The 17,077-nt window shown below is 33.5% G+C and carries 19 protein-coding genes; 16 read left to right on the top strand and 3 right to left on the bottom strand.

Annotated features, from left to right (window positions below; translation table 11 throughout):
• Positions 1–1,520: 1,520 nt before the first annotated feature.
• From AC0L5Q_RS02975 to AC0L5Q_RS03050, 16 genes are all read left to right on the top strand, one after another.
• The gene (locus AC0L5Q_RS02975) at positions 1,521–2,195 is read left to right on the top strand and encodes a hypothetical protein (RefSeq protein WP_473614231.1); all 675 of its coding nucleotides are present in this window, start codon (positions 1,521–1,523) and stop codon (positions 2,193–2,195) included.
• A 114-nt stretch (positions 2,196–2,309) separates the two neighbouring features.
• Positions 2,310–2,771 (top strand): hypothetical protein, encoded by a 462-nt coding sequence (locus AC0L5Q_RS02980; RefSeq protein ID WP_473614232.1) that lies wholly within the window; start codon positions 2,310–2,312, stop codon positions 2,769–2,771.
• Between the two features lie 437 nt (positions 2,772–3,208).
• Complete coding sequence (locus tag AC0L5Q_RS02985; protein ID WP_473614148.1) at positions 3,209–3,517, top strand: DUF6980 family protein; 309 nt, start codon at positions 3,209–3,211, stop codon at positions 3,515–3,517.
• Positions 3,518–3,633: 116 nt separating this feature from the next.
• Positions 3,634–4,245: a DUF6630 family protein gene (locus tag AC0L5Q_RS02990; protein ID WP_473614233.1), complete on the top strand. Its 612-nt coding sequence runs from the start codon at positions 3,634–3,636 to the stop codon at positions 4,243–4,245.
• A gap of 114 nt (positions 4,246–4,359) precedes the next feature.
• Positions 4,360–5,226 carry a hypothetical protein gene (locus AC0L5Q_RS02995; RefSeq protein ID WP_473614234.1) on the top strand — a complete coding sequence of 289 codons (867 nt, stop codon included), beginning with the start codon at positions 4,360–4,362 and terminating at the stop codon, positions 5,224–5,226.
• 146 nt (positions 5,227–5,372) lie between these two features.
• Positions 5,373–5,942 carry a dihydrofolate reductase family protein gene (locus tag AC0L5Q_RS03000; RefSeq protein ID WP_473614235.1) on the top strand — a complete coding sequence of 190 codons (570 nt, stop codon included), beginning with the start codon at positions 5,373–5,375 and terminating at the stop codon, positions 5,940–5,942.
• Between the two features lie 113 nt (positions 5,943–6,055).
• Positions 6,056–6,484 carry a type II toxin-antitoxin system RatA family toxin gene (locus AC0L5Q_RS03005; RefSeq protein ID WP_473614236.1) on the top strand — a complete coding sequence of 143 codons (429 nt, stop codon included), beginning with the start codon at positions 6,056–6,058 and terminating at the stop codon, positions 6,482–6,484.
• Positions 6,485–7,380: 896 nt separating this feature from the next.
• Positions 7,381–7,932, top strand: a complete 552-nt coding sequence (locus AC0L5Q_RS03010) for a flagellar basal body FlgE domain-containing protein (protein ID WP_473614237.1) — start codon at positions 7,381–7,383, stop codon at positions 7,930–7,932.
• Between the two features lie 502 nt (positions 7,933–8,434).
• The gene (locus AC0L5Q_RS03015; RefSeq protein ID WP_473614238.1) at positions 8,435–9,337 is read left to right on the top strand and encodes a sensor domain-containing diguanylate cyclase; all 903 of its coding nucleotides are present in this window, start codon (positions 8,435–8,437) and stop codon (positions 9,335–9,337) included.
• Between the two features lie 301 nt (positions 9,338–9,638).
• Positions 9,639–9,932 (top strand): hypothetical protein, encoded by a 294-nt coding sequence (locus AC0L5Q_RS03020; RefSeq protein WP_473614239.1) that lies wholly within the window; start codon positions 9,639–9,641, stop codon positions 9,930–9,932.
• A gap of 1 nt (position 9,933) precedes the next feature.
• Positions 9,934–10,359 carry a BLUF domain-containing protein gene (locus AC0L5Q_RS03025; protein WP_473614240.1) on the top strand — a complete coding sequence of 142 codons (426 nt, stop codon included), beginning with the start codon at positions 9,934–9,936 and terminating at the stop codon, positions 10,357–10,359.
• 25 nt (positions 10,360–10,384) lie between these two features.
• Positions 10,385–10,708, top strand: a complete 324-nt coding sequence (locus AC0L5Q_RS03030) for a hypothetical protein (RefSeq protein WP_473614241.1) — start codon at positions 10,385–10,387, stop codon at positions 10,706–10,708.
• Positions 10,709–10,802: 94 nt separating this feature from the next.
• A complete protein-coding gene (locus AC0L5Q_RS03035; protein ID WP_473614242.1) occupies positions 10,803–11,123 on the top strand; it encodes a YkgJ family cysteine cluster protein in 321 nt (106 codons plus the stop codon).
• Positions 11,116–11,322 carry a hypothetical protein gene (locus AC0L5Q_RS03040; RefSeq protein ID WP_473614243.1) on the top strand — a complete coding sequence of 69 codons (207 nt, stop codon included), beginning with the start codon at positions 11,116–11,118 and terminating at the stop codon, positions 11,320–11,322. Before AC0L5Q_RS03035 ends, AC0L5Q_RS03040 begins: the two co-directional genes overlap by 8 nt.
• A 255-nt stretch (positions 11,323–11,577) precedes the next feature.
• Positions 11,578–12,192 carry a MarC family protein gene (locus AC0L5Q_RS03045; RefSeq protein WP_473614244.1) on the top strand — a complete coding sequence of 205 codons (615 nt, stop codon included), beginning with the start codon at positions 11,578–11,580 and terminating at the stop codon, positions 12,190–12,192.
• Between the two features lie 107 nt (positions 12,193–12,299).
• Positions 12,300–13,169: a delta-class carbonic anhydrase gene (locus AC0L5Q_RS03050; protein ID WP_473614245.1), complete on the top strand. Its 870-nt coding sequence runs from the start codon at positions 12,300–12,302 to the stop codon at positions 13,167–13,169.
• Positions 13,170–13,325: 156 nt separating this feature from the next.
• Here the strand turns inward: AC0L5Q_RS03050 and AC0L5Q_RS03055 are convergent, their stop codons facing one another.
• From AC0L5Q_RS03055 to AC0L5Q_RS03065, 3 genes are all read right to left on the bottom strand, one after another.
• The gene (locus AC0L5Q_RS03055) at positions 13,326–13,727 is read right to left on the bottom strand and encodes a type II toxin-antitoxin system HicB family antitoxin (RefSeq protein ID WP_473614246.1); all 402 of its coding nucleotides are present in this window, start codon (positions 13,725–13,727) and stop codon (positions 13,326–13,328) included.
• A gap of 462 nt (positions 13,728–14,189) precedes the next feature.
• Positions 14,190–15,254, bottom strand: coding sequence for a 4-hydroxyphenylpyruvate dioxygenase (gene hppD, locus AC0L5Q_RS03060; RefSeq protein ID WP_473614247.1), 1,065 nt, complete (start codon positions 15,252–15,254; stop codon positions 14,190–14,192).
• 559 nt (positions 15,255–15,813) lie between these two features.
• Positions 15,814–17,055 carry a tyrosine-type recombinase/integrase gene (locus tag AC0L5Q_RS03065; RefSeq protein ID WP_473614248.1) on the bottom strand — a complete coding sequence of 414 codons (1,242 nt, stop codon included), beginning with the start codon at positions 17,053–17,055 and terminating at the stop codon, positions 15,814–15,816.
• Positions 17,056–17,077: the final 22 nt, after the last annotated feature.

The raw sequence follows: 17,077 nt of genomic DNA on the forward strand, positions 1-17,077 counted from the left end.
CCTTACTTTTGTAAACGCTGCTACGGGTTTCGCTATTGGAGTTTTCCAATAGTCACTAATAAGCTTTGTTGTTTTTATTACTTCGTAATGTAACAAAGCTATTATTTCGTTCTGGCAATTGTGGGTAGCTCAATTTATAGTGCATTTATTACTACCGTCTTTTACTTCTAACTTTTGTATTTAAGTTCAGTTTTATTAGGCATATAACAAGCAATTCAACGGGACTTTTACAGCTGGCTGTGCTCGTTCCTCGCAAATTATAGCCAGCAATAAAAGCCCATTAATTGGGCGTTATATGCACTCAAATTGTATTGTTGGTTTAGCTAAAAATGTTGTTATCAAAAATACTTTTGTACACGTTGCTTCGGGTTTCGCTATTATCGTTTTTCAATAGTCACTAATAAGCTTTGTTGTTTTTATTACTACGTAATGTAACAAAGCTATTATTTCGTTCTGGCATTTGTGGGTAGCTCAATTTATAGTGTGTTTATGACTACCGTCTTTTACTTCTGGCTTTTGTATTTTAGTTCAGGTTTATCAGGCATATAACAAGCAATTTAACGGGACTTTTACAGCTGGCTGTGCTCGTTCCTCGCAAATTTAGCCAGCAATAAAAGCCCATTAATTGGGCGTTATGCGTACTAAAGGATTGGCTTCAGTTAATGAGAATTGGAATTATCTCAATAATTATATATTTAGTTTTGATTGCATCATGGCCAAGTAATGCTTGTGCTTGTAGTGATACTGGTAACGGTGAGTTCTTTCTAAGGATCCTTCTTTTTCTAGTTTATTTATTGGTTCTACCTGTTATTTTATTTGCTGCTGGTGGGCGCTCTAAATATTTAATCATATATTTCATTATTTTAGTTTTATCGTTCTTTTTTTGGTTTTATGTCGATATATCTTATTTCTTAACTCCAAGTATACCGTTTGTAGTGCTCTTTATAATGTGTAAAAGTACGCATAACAAGAAAATGAACAAGGACTAAAAACAGCGGGCTGTTCGCTCCGCTCCATTTTAGCCCACAATTTTTAGCCTGTTATTTAGGCGTTATGTTTACCTTGTAGTTTGACTTATTTTGAAAGGTTAATGAAAGATATTTTATTAAAGTGGAAAAAGATTAAGTTGCAAATTAACACTATTGTGACGTTAGTGTTTGTCGCTTCTATTGCTCTCATGTACATGGAATTTATAAAGCCAATTGACGCTTATCACATAATTGTATTTTCATTGCTGTGTGTATTTTCATATCTTTTATATGAATTGTTAAAAAATAAATTTATATTCATAGACTCTAAAAAATTCTTATTATTTTCCTTTATGGGTATCCTTGTATTACTATTTTATTTTGCAATAATTCTTACAGGTTTGTTGGTGTTATTTGATGGTTTAGTTAATTAGTAAACATAACAAGTCGCTCAAGAGGGAAAATTTACAGTTTGCTGTTTTCGCTCCGCTCAACATTTTAGCAAACAATAAATTTCCCCTTAGCGGGGCGTTAGTTTTACAAGGAGGTTAGGTGTCAAAATTAAAATTATCCTTACTATTTTTTATTGGGGGATTTTTTATTTTAATTGGATTTTCCCAAAGGCATGCATTGGCATGTGAATTTATTGAGTATTCCAATTATTCAGAAATAGCACCTAACATTTTTGTAAGCGGTTCTTTCGACCTTAACCAAAAAGAAAATTTGCTTTCTAATATTACTCTGGGTAAATCTAGAGTTAACACTACTTTTGGTCAAATGATCTCTAACCCTAAAGTTGTTATCACAACAAGTGACAGTGAGGCATCTGATTTTGATTCAAATAAATATGGTAAAGCTTTACTCACTCCACTTGGGAAATGCATAGTGCTAGGTTCAGAAGGGCAAAATATTGATGTTATTGCTCATGAGTATACACACGCAGAAGTGCATTATAGAGTTGGTTGGTTAAACCATTTATTAAATGTCCCTATTTGGTTCAACGAAGGTGTTGCCTTGCTAGTTGATTTCAGAAAACCTTATCTATTAGAGAATATTGGTTTGTCACCCAAAGATGCTGAGTTTGTTAAAAATAATGAATTCGATTTTTCTATTGGCAGCTATCAAGCCTCAAGAGTTTTAGTGGATAAGATTGATAAAGCGAGCTTATATCAAAATTTGGAAAAGCTTAAACAAGGACAAGATATCAATAGCGTATTTGCACTGTAAAACTAACAAGCAAATCAACAGGACTTAAAACAGTTTGTTGTTTTTCGTTCCTCAAAATTTTAACAAACAATTTTAAGCCTGTTATTTGGGCGTTAGAGTTCAAGGAATATCTCTATGAGAAGTGTTTTCGTCTTATTAATCTTTGTATTATCTGGTTGTGCAACGGCTCCAAAAAATGCTTTAAATTTTGATCAGGTAAATATCCCGCAATCAACAAGCGAAAGAAGTACATTTATATTTAATCGTCTTTTTACTCCTCCTGCTGGTTCAGATATGAGAGTTAGTATTGACGGAGTTCAAATAGTCGCATTACCTAATAATACTTTTTCTTATGTTCAGTTGGAGCCAGGACAATATAATTTAAAAATTAGTTGGAGTCCTTGGACAGGTCAGGGAAGTTCAGAGAAACAAATTTTCATTCCTAAAGGAAAGTCTGTTTACCTTCAATTAGGGAGCAGTGTTTACACACCTATAGGGATTGAACTCGGCTCAAATAAAAATGTGTCAATGGAAGAAAGCTCTGCTATAAGTCATTTGAGAAAATGTTGTAAATATATTCCAGCAATTGAACTCTAACAAGGCATTCAAACGGACAATTTACAGTTTGTTGTTCGCTTCGCTCAATTTTAACAAACTGTAAAATTGCCGCTTAATGTGGCGTTATATGCACTCAAATCGTATGGTTGGTTTAGCTAAAAATGTTGTTATCAAAAATACTTTTGTACACGTTGCTTCGGGTTTCGCTATTATCGTTTTTCAATAGTCACTAATAAGCTTTGCCTTGTTAAAGAGACTTTTGTGGCAAAGCTATTATTTCGTTCTAGTATTTGTGGGCAGCTCAATTTATAGTGCGTTTATTACTACCGTCTTTTACTTTGAACTTCAGTAGTTAAGTTAAAGTTTATCAGGCATATAACAAGCAATTCAACGGGACTTTTACAGCTGGCTGTGCTCGTCCCTCGCAAATTATAGCCAGCAATAAAAGCCCATTAATTGGGCGTTATAGGTACTACATGGTTCAGCACTGTTGTCAGAATATGGATGATTCATTAAAGTTTGAATGCACTGATCATGCTAATGAATTTGAGTGCCCTGATACTTTAATTACATATAACGCAAAATTTGACGAATATGGACTTATTATTCATGACGGTGGCAGTAGCTCTAAAGCCATTTATTTTTGTTCGTGGTGTGGTTCAAAGTTACCTGATTCAAAGCGAGACTTGTGGTTTAATACTTTAGAAAATTTAGGTTTTGACGAGCCGTCAGAGCAAAATATCCCAAAAGAATTTAAATCAGGCGCTTGGTACAAATACCTATAACAAGGCATTGCAGCAGGACTAAAAACAGCTGGCTATTGCTCGTGCCTCGCTTATTTTAGCCATCAATTTTTAGCCTCTGAATGAGGCGTTACATACCTCACCTTGGAATCTGTATTATGAAATCGATTATAACAATTTTTTTTAGCTTTCTGTTGGGGGGCTGTACGAAAGATGTAGACCTACCCTTCGAAGATAACCCTAATTATCTATTAGCCAAATATGTATCTAACAACGATGTGAATGTGTTAAATGAGGTAGAACTATTTCTCCGCAGTAAATCAAAATACAGGAAAAAACACCAAGATAACCTCGAAGATCATGGATATGATGGTTCTTTTGCGGACAGCTTTGATTTTACATTCGTTCTTGTTGAAGCTCTTAAGTTAAACAATAAAGCGGTTGTCGTCGACTGGAAAGAAGATCCTATGGAAACACTTGAACTGATTAATATTATGTCAGAAAATATGCTTTCCCAATGTAATGATTTTAATATGATTAAACAGCGTTATCTTCAAAGTGACTTTAATATTTCACACTTTTTAGAAACTGATTTTTCTGAACCTTCTATTTTTACATGTTCTAAAAATATAGGGGTAAATCTCATTGCAATAGATAATGGAACTGATTCTTGGGTACTTACTTTAATACAGGATAAACATTCTTCAGATGTTACTCATTATGCAAAACTATCAGGTGTAAATTTAAACCTCAATAAAGACGGTATGTAACAAGAACTTCAAACGGAAAAAATACAGTTGGCTGTTTCACTCCGTTCACATTATAGCCAACTATATTTTTCCGCTTAAGTAGGCGTTATGACGATATTCAAGTTTGGGTGATAAATGAAAAAAAGAGTTTTTTACTCATGGCAATCAGATTTGCCAAACAATACCAATAGAGGGTTTATTAATACCGCTATTGAAAAAGCACTAGCTGAAATCAATTCAGATGACTCTTATACATTGATCCCTTTTTTAGATAGAGACACTGCCGGTTTGACAGGCTCTCCTGATATTTCAGCTTCCATTTTTGAAAAAATAGACAATAGTTCTGTGTTCATTTGTGACGTATCAATAATTAACAGTTTGAGTACGGGTAGTCGTTTCACTCCTAATCCAAATGTATTAATTGAATTAGGGTATGCGATAAGCAAATTAACTTGGAATAACATCATATTAGTGATGAATGAAGAATTTGGGAGTGTTGAAAGCTTACCTTTTGATTTAAGGGGTAGAAAAGTCTTAACGTATTCGATTAAATCAGAATCGGAGAGTAAAGCACCAGAAAGGAAAAAAGTAGCATCCATTCTAAAAGGTGGAATTGCAGCAATACTTGATAATATCGCTAATATTGAATTAAGTAACTCTGATATAAAACAAACACAGAAAACCGAAGAGATAAAATTAACTGAAGATAAAGAAGCGGAGAGCCTCATTTCTGTCGTAGATAGTATTACCTTTACGACTGAAAGAAACCAGTCCGCTATAAAATTTGCCAAAAAATATATTAATAAAAATAGATATGACTTAGCTGTCAAATTTGCATTACTGATTACATTCACAACTGAACTTAATCAGTATCTAATCCATATTGCAAAAGAAAGTATAAAGCATAAAGACATAGCGACGGCACAGGAAGCTATCAAGGGTATTACTTTTACTACAGAGCGTAATCAACTAAGCATGCAAGTTTTAAGGTTAGCTAGCTAATAGTCATAACAAGGGTTTTCAAGACGGACAAATTACAGTTGGCTTTTTGTTCGTGCCTCACTTATTTTAGCCCAACTGTAATTTGCCGCTTAAAACGGCGTTAGGTTGCAATCATACTCACCGATTTCATTGAATGAGAAAAACATATGAGAAAGTTAAAGTTACAAGTTCAAATATCCGTTGACGGCTTTATTGCTGGCCCAAAAGGCGAGATGGACTGGATGGTGTGGGATTGGGATGATGCACTTAAGAAATATGTAGAAGAAATTACGGAACCAGTTGACTGCATAGTTCTCGGTAGAAATCTAGCCCAAGGCTTTATTCCTCATTGGGCGGAGGTAGCTGCAAATCCTGATAACCCGGAATTTGAGGCTGGAGCTAAATATACAAATACCAAAAAGATCGTTTTTTCAAAAACACTTGTTCAGTCTGAATGGGAAAATACAGTATTAGCTAAGGGTGATCTTAGCGAAGAAATATCAAATCTAAAAAAACAAGAAGGCAAAGACATTATTGCATACGGTGGAGCAAAGTTTGCATCCTCTTTGATTAATGGTGGTCTTATAGATGAATTCCATTTGTTTATAAATCCTGTTGCTATCGGTAAGGGAATGGCGATATTTAATGGACTAGATACTAATCAAAAACTTGTGCTTGATTCATCAAAGGTATTTCCTTGTGGCATTGTTGTTTTAAAATATGGCAAAGCAACCTAACAAGAAGCTGCACCTGACATTTTTTGCTACGCTCAATTTTGTATGTCGCGTAGCTCCATTTTACACAATTGCTCTTCGCAAAAACTGCAGGTGAGCTTGGCGTTATATTTTTTATGATCGAATGCACTAAAGAAATCAGAGCGACGAAAGAAGCTTTATTTAAAATCACTCAGGATTATTCAATTCGTATGGACTGGGATCCCTTTCCTGAATCTTATTCGTTTATAAATGGTAACAAGATTGAACGAGGGCTACACCTGAAAGTTGTAGATAAAGCTGGACGTTCAATGATCGTTGAATATGTTTCATATAAGCCACCATTAGTTGCTTCTATTAGAATGGTTAGCGGACCTTGGTACATAAAAAGGTTTGCTGGTTCTTGGTCATTTAAAGAAATTGATAAAAATACAACAAAAGTAATATTTAAATATAATATCGTTAGTTATCCTACTTTTATTGGGTCGTTAGTACGTCATGTGTTTCGTAAAAATGCTAATAAAAGGCTATCGTCTCTAAAAGCATTTGTGGAATCAAAAATATAACAAGGCATTGCAAAGGACTAAAAACAGTTGGCCGTTGCTCGTGCCTCGCTGATTTTGGCCATCAATTTTTAGCCTCTGAATGAGGCGTTATATGCACTCAAATAGTATTGTTTGTTTAGCTAAAAATATTGTTATCAAACTTACTTTTATAAACGTTGCTACGGGTTTCGCTATTGTCGTTTATCAATAGTCACTAATAAGCTTTGCCTATTTAAAAAACTTTTGTTGGCAAAGCTATTATTTCGTTCTGGTATTTGTGGATAGCTTAATTTATAGTGCGTTTATTACTATCGGTTTTTACTAGTTGCTTGTGTATTTATGTTTAGGTTTATCAGGCATATAACAAGCAATTCAACGGGACTTTTACAGCTGGCTGTGCTCATTCCTCGCAATTTTAGCCAGCAATAAAAGCCCATTAATTGGGCGTTAGCATTACAAGGAAGTATATGAGTAGTTGTCCTAGTTGTAGTCAAAATATAAACCCTTTTAGCTTCTCTCTTTCGGCATTTTCTTTGTACTTTAAATGTCCAAATTGTAACGTAAGGTTAAAGCTAATCAATTCCAAACTATTTTGGGTTACTTTTTTCCTGTATTTAATTGTAGTGGTTACATCAATAATTTATATTCCTCTGATTCGTGAGTATAACCTTGGTGTTATCCTCGCTGTATTAGGTTGGTTTGTTGTTTACAATAAATTATTGTTTTATATACTACGCAAAGAAAATGTTGCTTTATATAAGTAGTGTAATGCTAACAAGCAATTCAACGGGACTTTTACAGCTGGCTGTGCTCGTCCCTCGCAAATTTTAGCCAGCTATTATCCGCCTCTTATTTAGGCGTTATATTTATTTTAAATCGGTGTGTCAATCGCCAAAATTAAACTTAGAGATAAGAATATGAAAAAATCACTATTAGCGCTGCCTGTATTAATTGCTTTAACTGCATGTAATGATTCTTCATCAGATGCAAAAGAAGAAGTTCAAGAAACCCAAGAAGAAGTAGTATCTCTTGAAACTACAAAAGTGCAATTACAATTTAATTTACCTTCAGGATCTGAATTACTTGATACACAAAAATTCACTTATGATGACATGTTAAGCTATAACGCAAGTGTAAGTACTTTAGTTTGCAAACCAGATGGTTCAAAAATAGACTTAGCGGTAAACTTCGTTCATGTAGAGCAAGATAAATGGGATGTTTACTTTAAATTAAATGATGAGTTTTTAAATGTTGATAATGGTGTGATTGGAGGTACAGGGCAAACTAAAGCTACAATAGAGTTTGACGAAAACGGTGACTTCATTAGACAAATACCTTATATTATTAACTCTACTGCTATTCAGGATTCCGGTATTATTTATCAAATTGAATTAGATTTTTATACTGATGTAACAACCAATATTGATGAAAGCTTTAATGCTAAAAACTTAAATTCTAACGGTTGTTAATAATAAATATAACAAGGCATTTTTAGCCTCTGAATGAGGCGTTAGAGTTCGTTGCATCAAGGAAGGCTGTGATTACTCTTAAACTAGTTTTCAAATATTCGATGGTTAGCACTTTGGTTCTTGGTGCTATCTTAATTATCTCAGCCCTGATAGACCAGGTGGCAATTATAAAGCTCTCTGGTTTGCTATATCTGATATTCAGCTTAGTATTATCAGTTTCTTTTTTTATGCTGATTTTACGACACTATAAGATTACATCGAATAACGATATTTTAATGCGTATCATTGCTATGTTTGGAGCAGCAGTTTGTAGTGGTATTTGGATTGTCTTAATCTATCCAATTTCGTTCCTATTACCATGAACTCTAACAAGCAATTCAACGGGACTTTTACAGCTGGCTGTTTCGTTCCTCAACATTTTAAGCCAGCAATAAAATCCCATTATTTGTGCGTTAGCGGGTCAATCGCTATACTGATTGATATATCTAAAGCGTGGTGATAAATGAGCACAAAATTTAATGATTCGGTTTATCGTTCGATAGTTGAAAACTCAATTGATGCTGTAGTGATAATTAATCGTTCAGGCGATATTGTTTCGTGGAATTCTGCAGCAGAACAAATTTTCGGTTACACAGCATCGGAAGCTGTTGGTAAATATGTACATGACATTCTTCCTGCACATGACCTTCGCGATAAAGCTAATAAGTCATTCCGAAAATTTAAAAAGAAAGGGTCTGGCCCATTAGTTGGTAAAGTTTTACAGGTTCGCGGTCTTAAAAAAAATGGCGACGAAGTGCATGTTCAATTTAGCTTTAATACTGTAGTCGTTAATGGTGAGCTATTCGCATTTGCTTTTATTAGAGATATATCTGAGTTAATTGACCTTCAAGAAAAACTAATATGCCAAGCTACTGTTGATCCCTTAACTAGCCTGCTAAATCGTCGGGCTTTTTTACAGCAAACAGAAGCTGCTTTCAATATGTCGAAAAGGCATAAAGAACCACTTAGTCTATTAATGATTGATTTTGATTTTTTTAAGAAAATTAACGATCAGTATGGACATCATGTTGGTGATATTGTGCTAAAAGAGTTTTCTAGTAACACTTCAAAACTACTACGAACTGAAGATATTATAGGGAGAGTAGGTGGTGAAGAATTTGTTATTGCTTTAACAAAAACGCCTATCGAATATTCTTTAAAATTAGCTGAAAGGATAAGAGTATCTACTGAGAATATAAACATTAAAACTTCTGATTTCAGTTTTTCATTTACAGTTAGCATAGGTGTTTCCTGCATCGAAAATAATGATAAATCTTTACAGCAACTTCTAGAACGTAGCGATAAAGCAATGTACAAAGCTAAAGAAGAAAGGAATTGTGTTGTGTCAATTACCAGCTACAAGTAAATCAACATTACTAAAACAGTTAGGCTCTGAATGAGGCGTTAGGTAAATTGTGTAATTAATATATTAAGGAGAATATTATGAAAAAGGCAGTAATGGTTTTAATTTGGTTTGTAGGTATATAACTTATCTTTGCTTTCGTTGGTGGTTTAATGAATAGTGTTTCAAGTAACACAATATTCGTGAGTAAGGATGCAGTTTTATTATCAACTTTACTGGCTTTTATTATTTCAGGTTTAGGCGTTTATAAACAGTGGCTTCAACCGGAAAATACAATTAGCGTTATAAAATTTGGAGTTATTTAATGACAGATAAGGACATCGAGTTCTATTTTAGTCTCAAAAAAAGAATTAATCAGATGCCATCAATTATAGCTATATTAATGGTAATGTTCGTTTTAAATGGTATCTGGAGTTTCTTGCCATTTTTAGATACAGGAACTTCATACGGTATTGCAGGAGTACTAATAATCAACCTATTACAGGCTTGGTTTAAAAATGGAACAGATGCACAAAGTCATGATCTTATTGAAAGTTTAATCAACAGAGATGCTGAATTAATTAAACAAGTTAGTGAGTATAAAATAAGGATTAATTGAAATGTTTGAATTACTTTATACAAGTTTGGCGCCTACAGGTTTTTCTGAAGATGAGCTCATTGGTATATTGGAAAAAGCTCGAATAAAAAATAATAAGCTTGGTATTACGGGCATGTTGATTTATCACGATAGAGAAATTATGCAAATTTTAGAAGGTGATAAAAGTACGGTGCTTAATTTATTTCAAACTATTTTTGAAGACTCTCGGCATACTTGTGTTGATGTCTTTTATAAAGGTGAAATCAAAGAAAGATCTTTTTCTGATTGGTCAATGGCTTTTAAATCGTTAGACGAACAAACAATTAAATTAATTACTGATGGCTATCAAGGTTTAGATAAAAACAGTTCTCCTATTAACATGCTAAAAAGTAGTAATAATAGAGGAAAAAAAACGTTTATATCTTTACGAGAAACTTTTTTTAGTTAATTTAAATTTGATAAAAATAGGGGGTATGGTGAAGTTATTTGTTCTCTTAAATTCAGTATTATTGTGTTTAAGTGCTTTTACTGTGTTAGCTACTGATAGTAAAACAATTAAAATTAGCGATGTAATTTCAAAAGAAGAATTTTCATTATATAAAGATGTTGGTGAATTTATTGATCATTCACCCAAGGTAACTATCATTGTACAACCAGAATTAACTGATGTTGCTGAATATGGAGAAGGTGTAGTTAAATCACTCACGGGTACAGATTGTGACAGAGACGGGAAAATGGATGATAACGCGACTTGTAATGCGGTTTATTTAAAGCTTTGGTTGAAGTATAAACGTTAGATAAGATGTAAATTATAACCGCTTTATTTTAATTGATATCGAATACCATCGACTTAAGGTAAAATACAAAACTGCCAATTTATAACGTGTCTATATGACTATTAAGATAAAAAATATAACGGAAACAAAATCTGTTGAAGTTACCTGTTCAAGTTGTGAAGCTTGTTGTTGTCATTTAGAAGTTATGATTATTACTGATACGGGTGTTCCTGAGAAGCATATTGCTTTTGACCAGTGGGGCGGCGAAACCATGCTACGTTTAGACGATGGTTGGTGCTCAGCTTTAGATCGTGAAACCCTTATGTGTACCATCTATGAAAATCGCCCTTTAATATGTCGAGAGTTTGAAATGGGATCATACGAATGCATTAATGAAAGAACCGCACAGGGATTAACGAGTAGTTCAAATGGATAGTGCATCAATTATGGTCTGGAGTGTACTATTTGGTGGCATAGGTATTGGTTATTTTATCTATGGGAAAAAACAAAAAGCTATTGTTCCATTTTGTATTGGTTTATCTCTGTTTGTTTTTCCTTATTTTATGTCGAGTGTAACCATGCTTATTATTGTCGGTATTATTTTGGTAGCCATTCCATATTTCATTAAAATTTAGCTGTATTTCATCATTAGTTACACTGAAATACTTGGCAGTTTAATTAACAAATATTACAATACGTTTAGACTTCATTCATAACCATTTTTTGCAATCAATTTTCAGCATTAACAACATACCATTTATAAATGGGTATCAATCATAAATTATTATGAGTTTTGATTGATACTATTCACATTCTAACTTAACAATAAATTTTCTCACTCAACCACACTGATATTTTATCGTGATTAATTAATTTGGAGTAATTTTTATATGATCGATCTTCTCGCTGTATTTATTACCTTCTTTGCTGTTGTAGATCCCATTGGTACCGTACCCGTATTTATTGCGGTAACAGATAAATATGACCAAAAAACAAAACGTCGTATTGCTTTCCTCTCAACGGTTGTATCTATCTGCGTATTATTATTTTTTATGGCGGTAGGAGAAATAGTATTACAGGCTTTATCTATTCCACTTCCAGCGTTTCAAATATCAGGAGGGATAATATTATTTTTATTCGCGCTTAGTATGATCTTTGGTGATAGTAAACCTGAGCAGGAGATTAAACTATTAGGACGATCTCATAATGAAACTGCTATTTTTCCTCTAGCTGTTCCTTCAATTGCAAGCCCAGGGGCAATGTTAGCAGCCGTTCTGTTAACAAAAAATTCGGTTTATAGTATTTGGGAACAAATACAAACTGCATTAGTAATGATGTCGGTTTTAGTTTTGGTATACATATTAATGCTTCTTGCTGGTTTTATTAATCGATTTATTGGCGACAGTGGTGCGAGTGTTATTAGTCGAGTAATGGGGTTAATTCTTTCATCTGTTGCAACCACAAATGTACTTGCAGGTTTGAGTGAATATTATAAGCACATATAAAAAATAATTATGTAACCACAATTAATATTAGGCTTGAGTAATGGTTATCGTAAATACCACAGTTATAAATTAAAATTTTAACATTAAAGAATCACTTAGGAATATATATGAAAAAAGAGCTCATATTCGCAATTACCGCATCAATGTTATTACCCATAACGGTTGTAGCAAAAGATAATATGCATAATTCCCATTATGTGGTATCAGATAAAGTAATCGCTGAACAACGTGCAGCACTTGCAAAAAATACTAACGGCCAAGGTTTTGGTCCTCAGTCTCCTCGGGACATAGATTCAGTAGAGGGTAGTAATCCTATAATATTCAGCGATGCTCCTGTTTCTCAAAAAATGAATCTTTGTAATATTCATTTTCATAAAAATGCCGAACATAAAGGCGGCGAGTTTACGATATATGCAGGAAATGGTGATGGTCATGGTTTTGGTAGTGGTTATAAGTATTCTGGTAAGTTAAGCGACAAAGAGATTAAGTCGGTAGGAAATAATATTTGTTTAAGTGAACATGGTAGTTTGAATTCTGGTGATACTATTGAAGTTCATTATGTATATTCTACTGCTATGGTTCAGCCCGGTCCAACCTTGGGTTCATGTTTAAATGACTCAATAAATAATCCGCAGTTACGAGTAGAAACCCAAGTTTATGTATTGGTTAATAACACTGATGGTCTTAACTTTAATACGTTAACTCAATACGATCGAATAAACGATTTCTATCAAGCGGTGAACATACCTAGCAATACAGGTAAGCCTATTCAGTATTCTGGTTCAACTACAGGGCCAAGTTATAATGAAAAAGGATCTCCATTTCAGGTTACCTGGAATGTTCGACCTAAAGTAAGCAAAGTAAATATTGAAAGTGTAGGTAAGTGGTGCGAAAGCAATATCTTTAAAGAAGATCATGCCCATGGTGTTAGAAACCTAGTTACAAATTCTCAGCTTATTTCAAATATTATTCAATAATTTTAATTCATGTTTGTAATCCAAATCATTAAAGCCCTAAATCGTATGATAATTTAGGGCTTACAAAGAAGGGTGATATTTTACTATATCTCTTGTAGATTTTATTACAGGACCTTTGTTACAGAATTATAAATTTATAAACACAAATAAACCTTTTCAAATTTCTTTCGACAATTCATTTAAACATACTGAAGCGATAAAACCAGAACGTGTTTTATGCTCTGGTGATTTACTTACCCGATCATCTATTTTCTTAATTAGTAATTCCGGAAGGGTTACATTAATTTTCTGGCTCTTTCCTAAGTACGGGACAATATCGATTTCTATAATTGCCCAAATTACATTTTCATTTTGTTTTAAATGGTAATCAATTGATTTTGCATTGGGTATTGCTTCACCGTACTCAGCTAAAATTTCAAGATGTTCACCTACTACTTTTTTTAACCTAGTTAAGCCTTCATCAACCGTTTCTGCTTTTATTTTACATCCAGGTAAATCAACTACTGATAAAGAGTAGTTCGGCATATTTTCTTTAGTAATCGAAACAGGGTATTTCATGTTATTTCCTTAAAACTTCCAATACAAACAGTGTAACCCTAACACCCCCAAAAGGCTACACATTGATAACCCTAGCAACCCCAAGGTACTCAACCAGAACAACCCTAACAACCCCAAAAACGTAAAACAAAACAACCCCAACACCTCCAAAGTAATGAAGTGAACATTCACTCAACACCTTAATCATTAAAAACAAAATAAATACCGTTTAATTAAAGGGGTATTAGAGGTGTTATTTATGTATAGGAAAGTAATGGTATTTAATTAAATCAAGAAATATTCAATACGGTTATTAGAAATAGAGAGGGGGAAAACTAAAAATATAAGGAAAGTTACGCTATAAATTCAGCATAATATTGAAGTTAATAATATCGAATATAAGGCAAATAAAAGCAGTATATGAATAAAAAAAGGCTAGTTGTAAACTAGCCTTTGTAGGATCGTTTATATAAAAAACTGACTTTAAATAACACCTCTTTCTACTTGATCACGTTCAATAGATTCAAACAATGCTTTAAAATTACCTTCGCCAAAACCGTCATCTTGTTTACGTTGTATAAACTCGAAAAATACAGGACCAATCACCGTCTCTGAAAATATTTGTAAAAGTAGTTTAGGTCCATCAGTTGTTGTACCGTCTAATAAAATACCACGGGTTTGTAACTCACTCACATTTTCACCATGACCGGGTAAACGGTCTTCTAGCATATCGTAATAAGTTTGTGGCGGTGCTTTCATTAAAGGAACACCACGTTCTTTTAATCGATCTAAACATGCCGGTAAATTGTCACAAGAAAAGGCAATATGCTGAATACCTTCACCGTTATACTTCATTAAAAATTCTTCAATTTGCCCAATGCCCTGGCTTGCTTCTTCATTTAACGGAATACGAATTAAACCATCTGGCGCTGTTAAGGCTTTTGAGAATAATCCGGTATATTCTCCTTTTATATCGAAATAGCGTATTTCTCTAAAGTTAAATAATCGTTCATAAAAGTCAGCCCAAAAATTCATACGTCCACGATAAACATTATGCGTTAAATGATCGATTACGTTAAAGCCACATCCTTTTGGGTGTTTATCAACACCTTCTTCGTAAATAAAATCTATATCGTATATTGATGATCCGTCTTCATATCTATCAATTAAATACAAAGGTGCGCCACCTATACCTTTAATTGCGGGTAAACGTAGTTCCATTGGTCCGGTTGGAATTTCTACGGGTTGAGCACCTAAAACCAAAGCTCTGTCATACGCTTTTTGTGCATTTTTAACTCGAAATGCCATACCACAGGCACTAGGGCCGTGCTCAGAAGCAAAATATCCGCCCACACTTTTAGGTTCTTTATTAAGAATTAAATTAATACCGCCTTGGCGATATAAATCAACATTTTTTGAACGATGTGTGGCTATTTTACTAAAACCTAACATATCAAATACAGGCTCTAAAATACCTAGAGTTGGGGATGCAAATTCAATAAATTCGAAACCATCTAACCCCATAGGGTTTTCAAATAAATCAGCCATGTGTACCTCTGTGTATAAATTTTTATCACTGGTTATATGAAAACAACATAACTCAATGCACGTGAATAACGTGATGATTCAAAATTATATAAGTTACTAAAACAAGTCAATTTATGCAGAAAGTTAACTTAAATTGTTATTTTAGTGATATAAAACAATTGATTACGTGTGTTTTGCAATGTTTCAAATGGAAGTGTAAATGTATAAGAACAAAGGCTGTAAATTATTAAGGTCTGTTGAGCTTTTATGTTTAAATTTTCTTCAAATTAAATGTTTGTTAAGCACGGAGCAAGAGATCTAGCATAGTTGTTCTATGTAAATTCCTTGTAACAATGAGCAAAAAGCATTTAAACGGATCCGTAGGACAGGATTTGTTATGTAAGATGGTGGAATATAATTATGTGTAAATATATCTACACACGGAACATTATTACTTTTAAAATTGTAAATTTGAGCTACATCAGCATAAGTTTATGTTTTTAATATGTAATTAATAATGTTTAGATAGAATATTATCCAGAATGCTGTTTTTAAATATTTCATTTAAACTAAAAAATAGTTAATTAACTTTTCGTTTTTTACCACTTTCAGCTCGTAATTTGTTCTCACTTTGAACATATACGGTATCTGTTGTTGCCATACTGGCATGACCAAGATCTTCAGAAACATCTTTAAGAGGGCGGCCACGTTCTATTTCCATACTTGCTCCGGTATGTCTGAGCCAATGTGTTGAAGCTTCTTTTAATTTTAAGGCTTTATCTTCACCTACCTGTTGTTTCATAGTTAAGTAAGCACGATCGAAAACCGTTTGTACTAAGCGTCTTAAGTGTCTTGATGTCATTCCACCTTGACCTCTTATTTTTTCAACTAACACGGTGTTTTCACTGCTCGTAGGTAAACTTGATAAACCTCTTGATGCGCGATAGCGTTTTAAAAAAGGGAGAAAATCTACGGGTACTGTTGTATCGCGTAACTTTCGACCTTTACCAAATACTTTTAACCACCAGTTATCATCTTCGTCTTGCCAAAAATGCCCCATAATAGGTGACCAAGCAGGGCGCTCAGATAATTCTGATATACGTAAAAACAAGGTTTTCAATGATGCGATTACGAATAAGCTACGTTCAAAAGTTTCATCTTCGTTAGCCATATCAATTGCGGTATCTAATACATATTGCCATTGTACTGAGCTTAATCGTTTAACTTCTTTTACCTGTGCGTCGGTAATAAAATGTCTACAATCTTTTTTTGCTATTTGTGCAGGATTCCCCAAACAATATTCTTCAGCCATTAAGTAGTTATAAAACACAATAATTGCAGTAAATGATGAGGTTAAGGTTTGCTGAGATGGACGATATTTTTTCTTATCGATAACTGTTTGGTTTTTCTGGATTTTAGGGATTTGAATTTTATAAGGCGCCCAAAGTTCATTGGCTGAAGAGTATCCATTCGATAACTTAAAGCGTTCTTGGTTAGACGTACCGATCCATGTAACGGGTGGCTGCCAACAAAAATCAGCATATTCTAAAATATCTGTTTTACGTAACTGATCAATTGGCATTTTTTTAATAATAAACGACCATAATAAAAAACGTTCTACTTCATTTCTAAAACGATCATAGGTATGAATAGATTTATTTCTACCAGTGTATTCTAAAAAAGACTGCCCCCATTTAAAATGCTCTAACCACCAATCAGGTTCTGATGAAAATATTGTATCGAGTTCAGGATAATCTTCAAAATCGAATTCAAGTAAATCGATATACGATGGATATAATGGTATAGGCTTTGTTAATGGCATTTTAAATTTTAGCGAGTTTATC

It is taken from the genome of Pseudocolwellia sp. G5-9 (assembly GCF_055808995.1).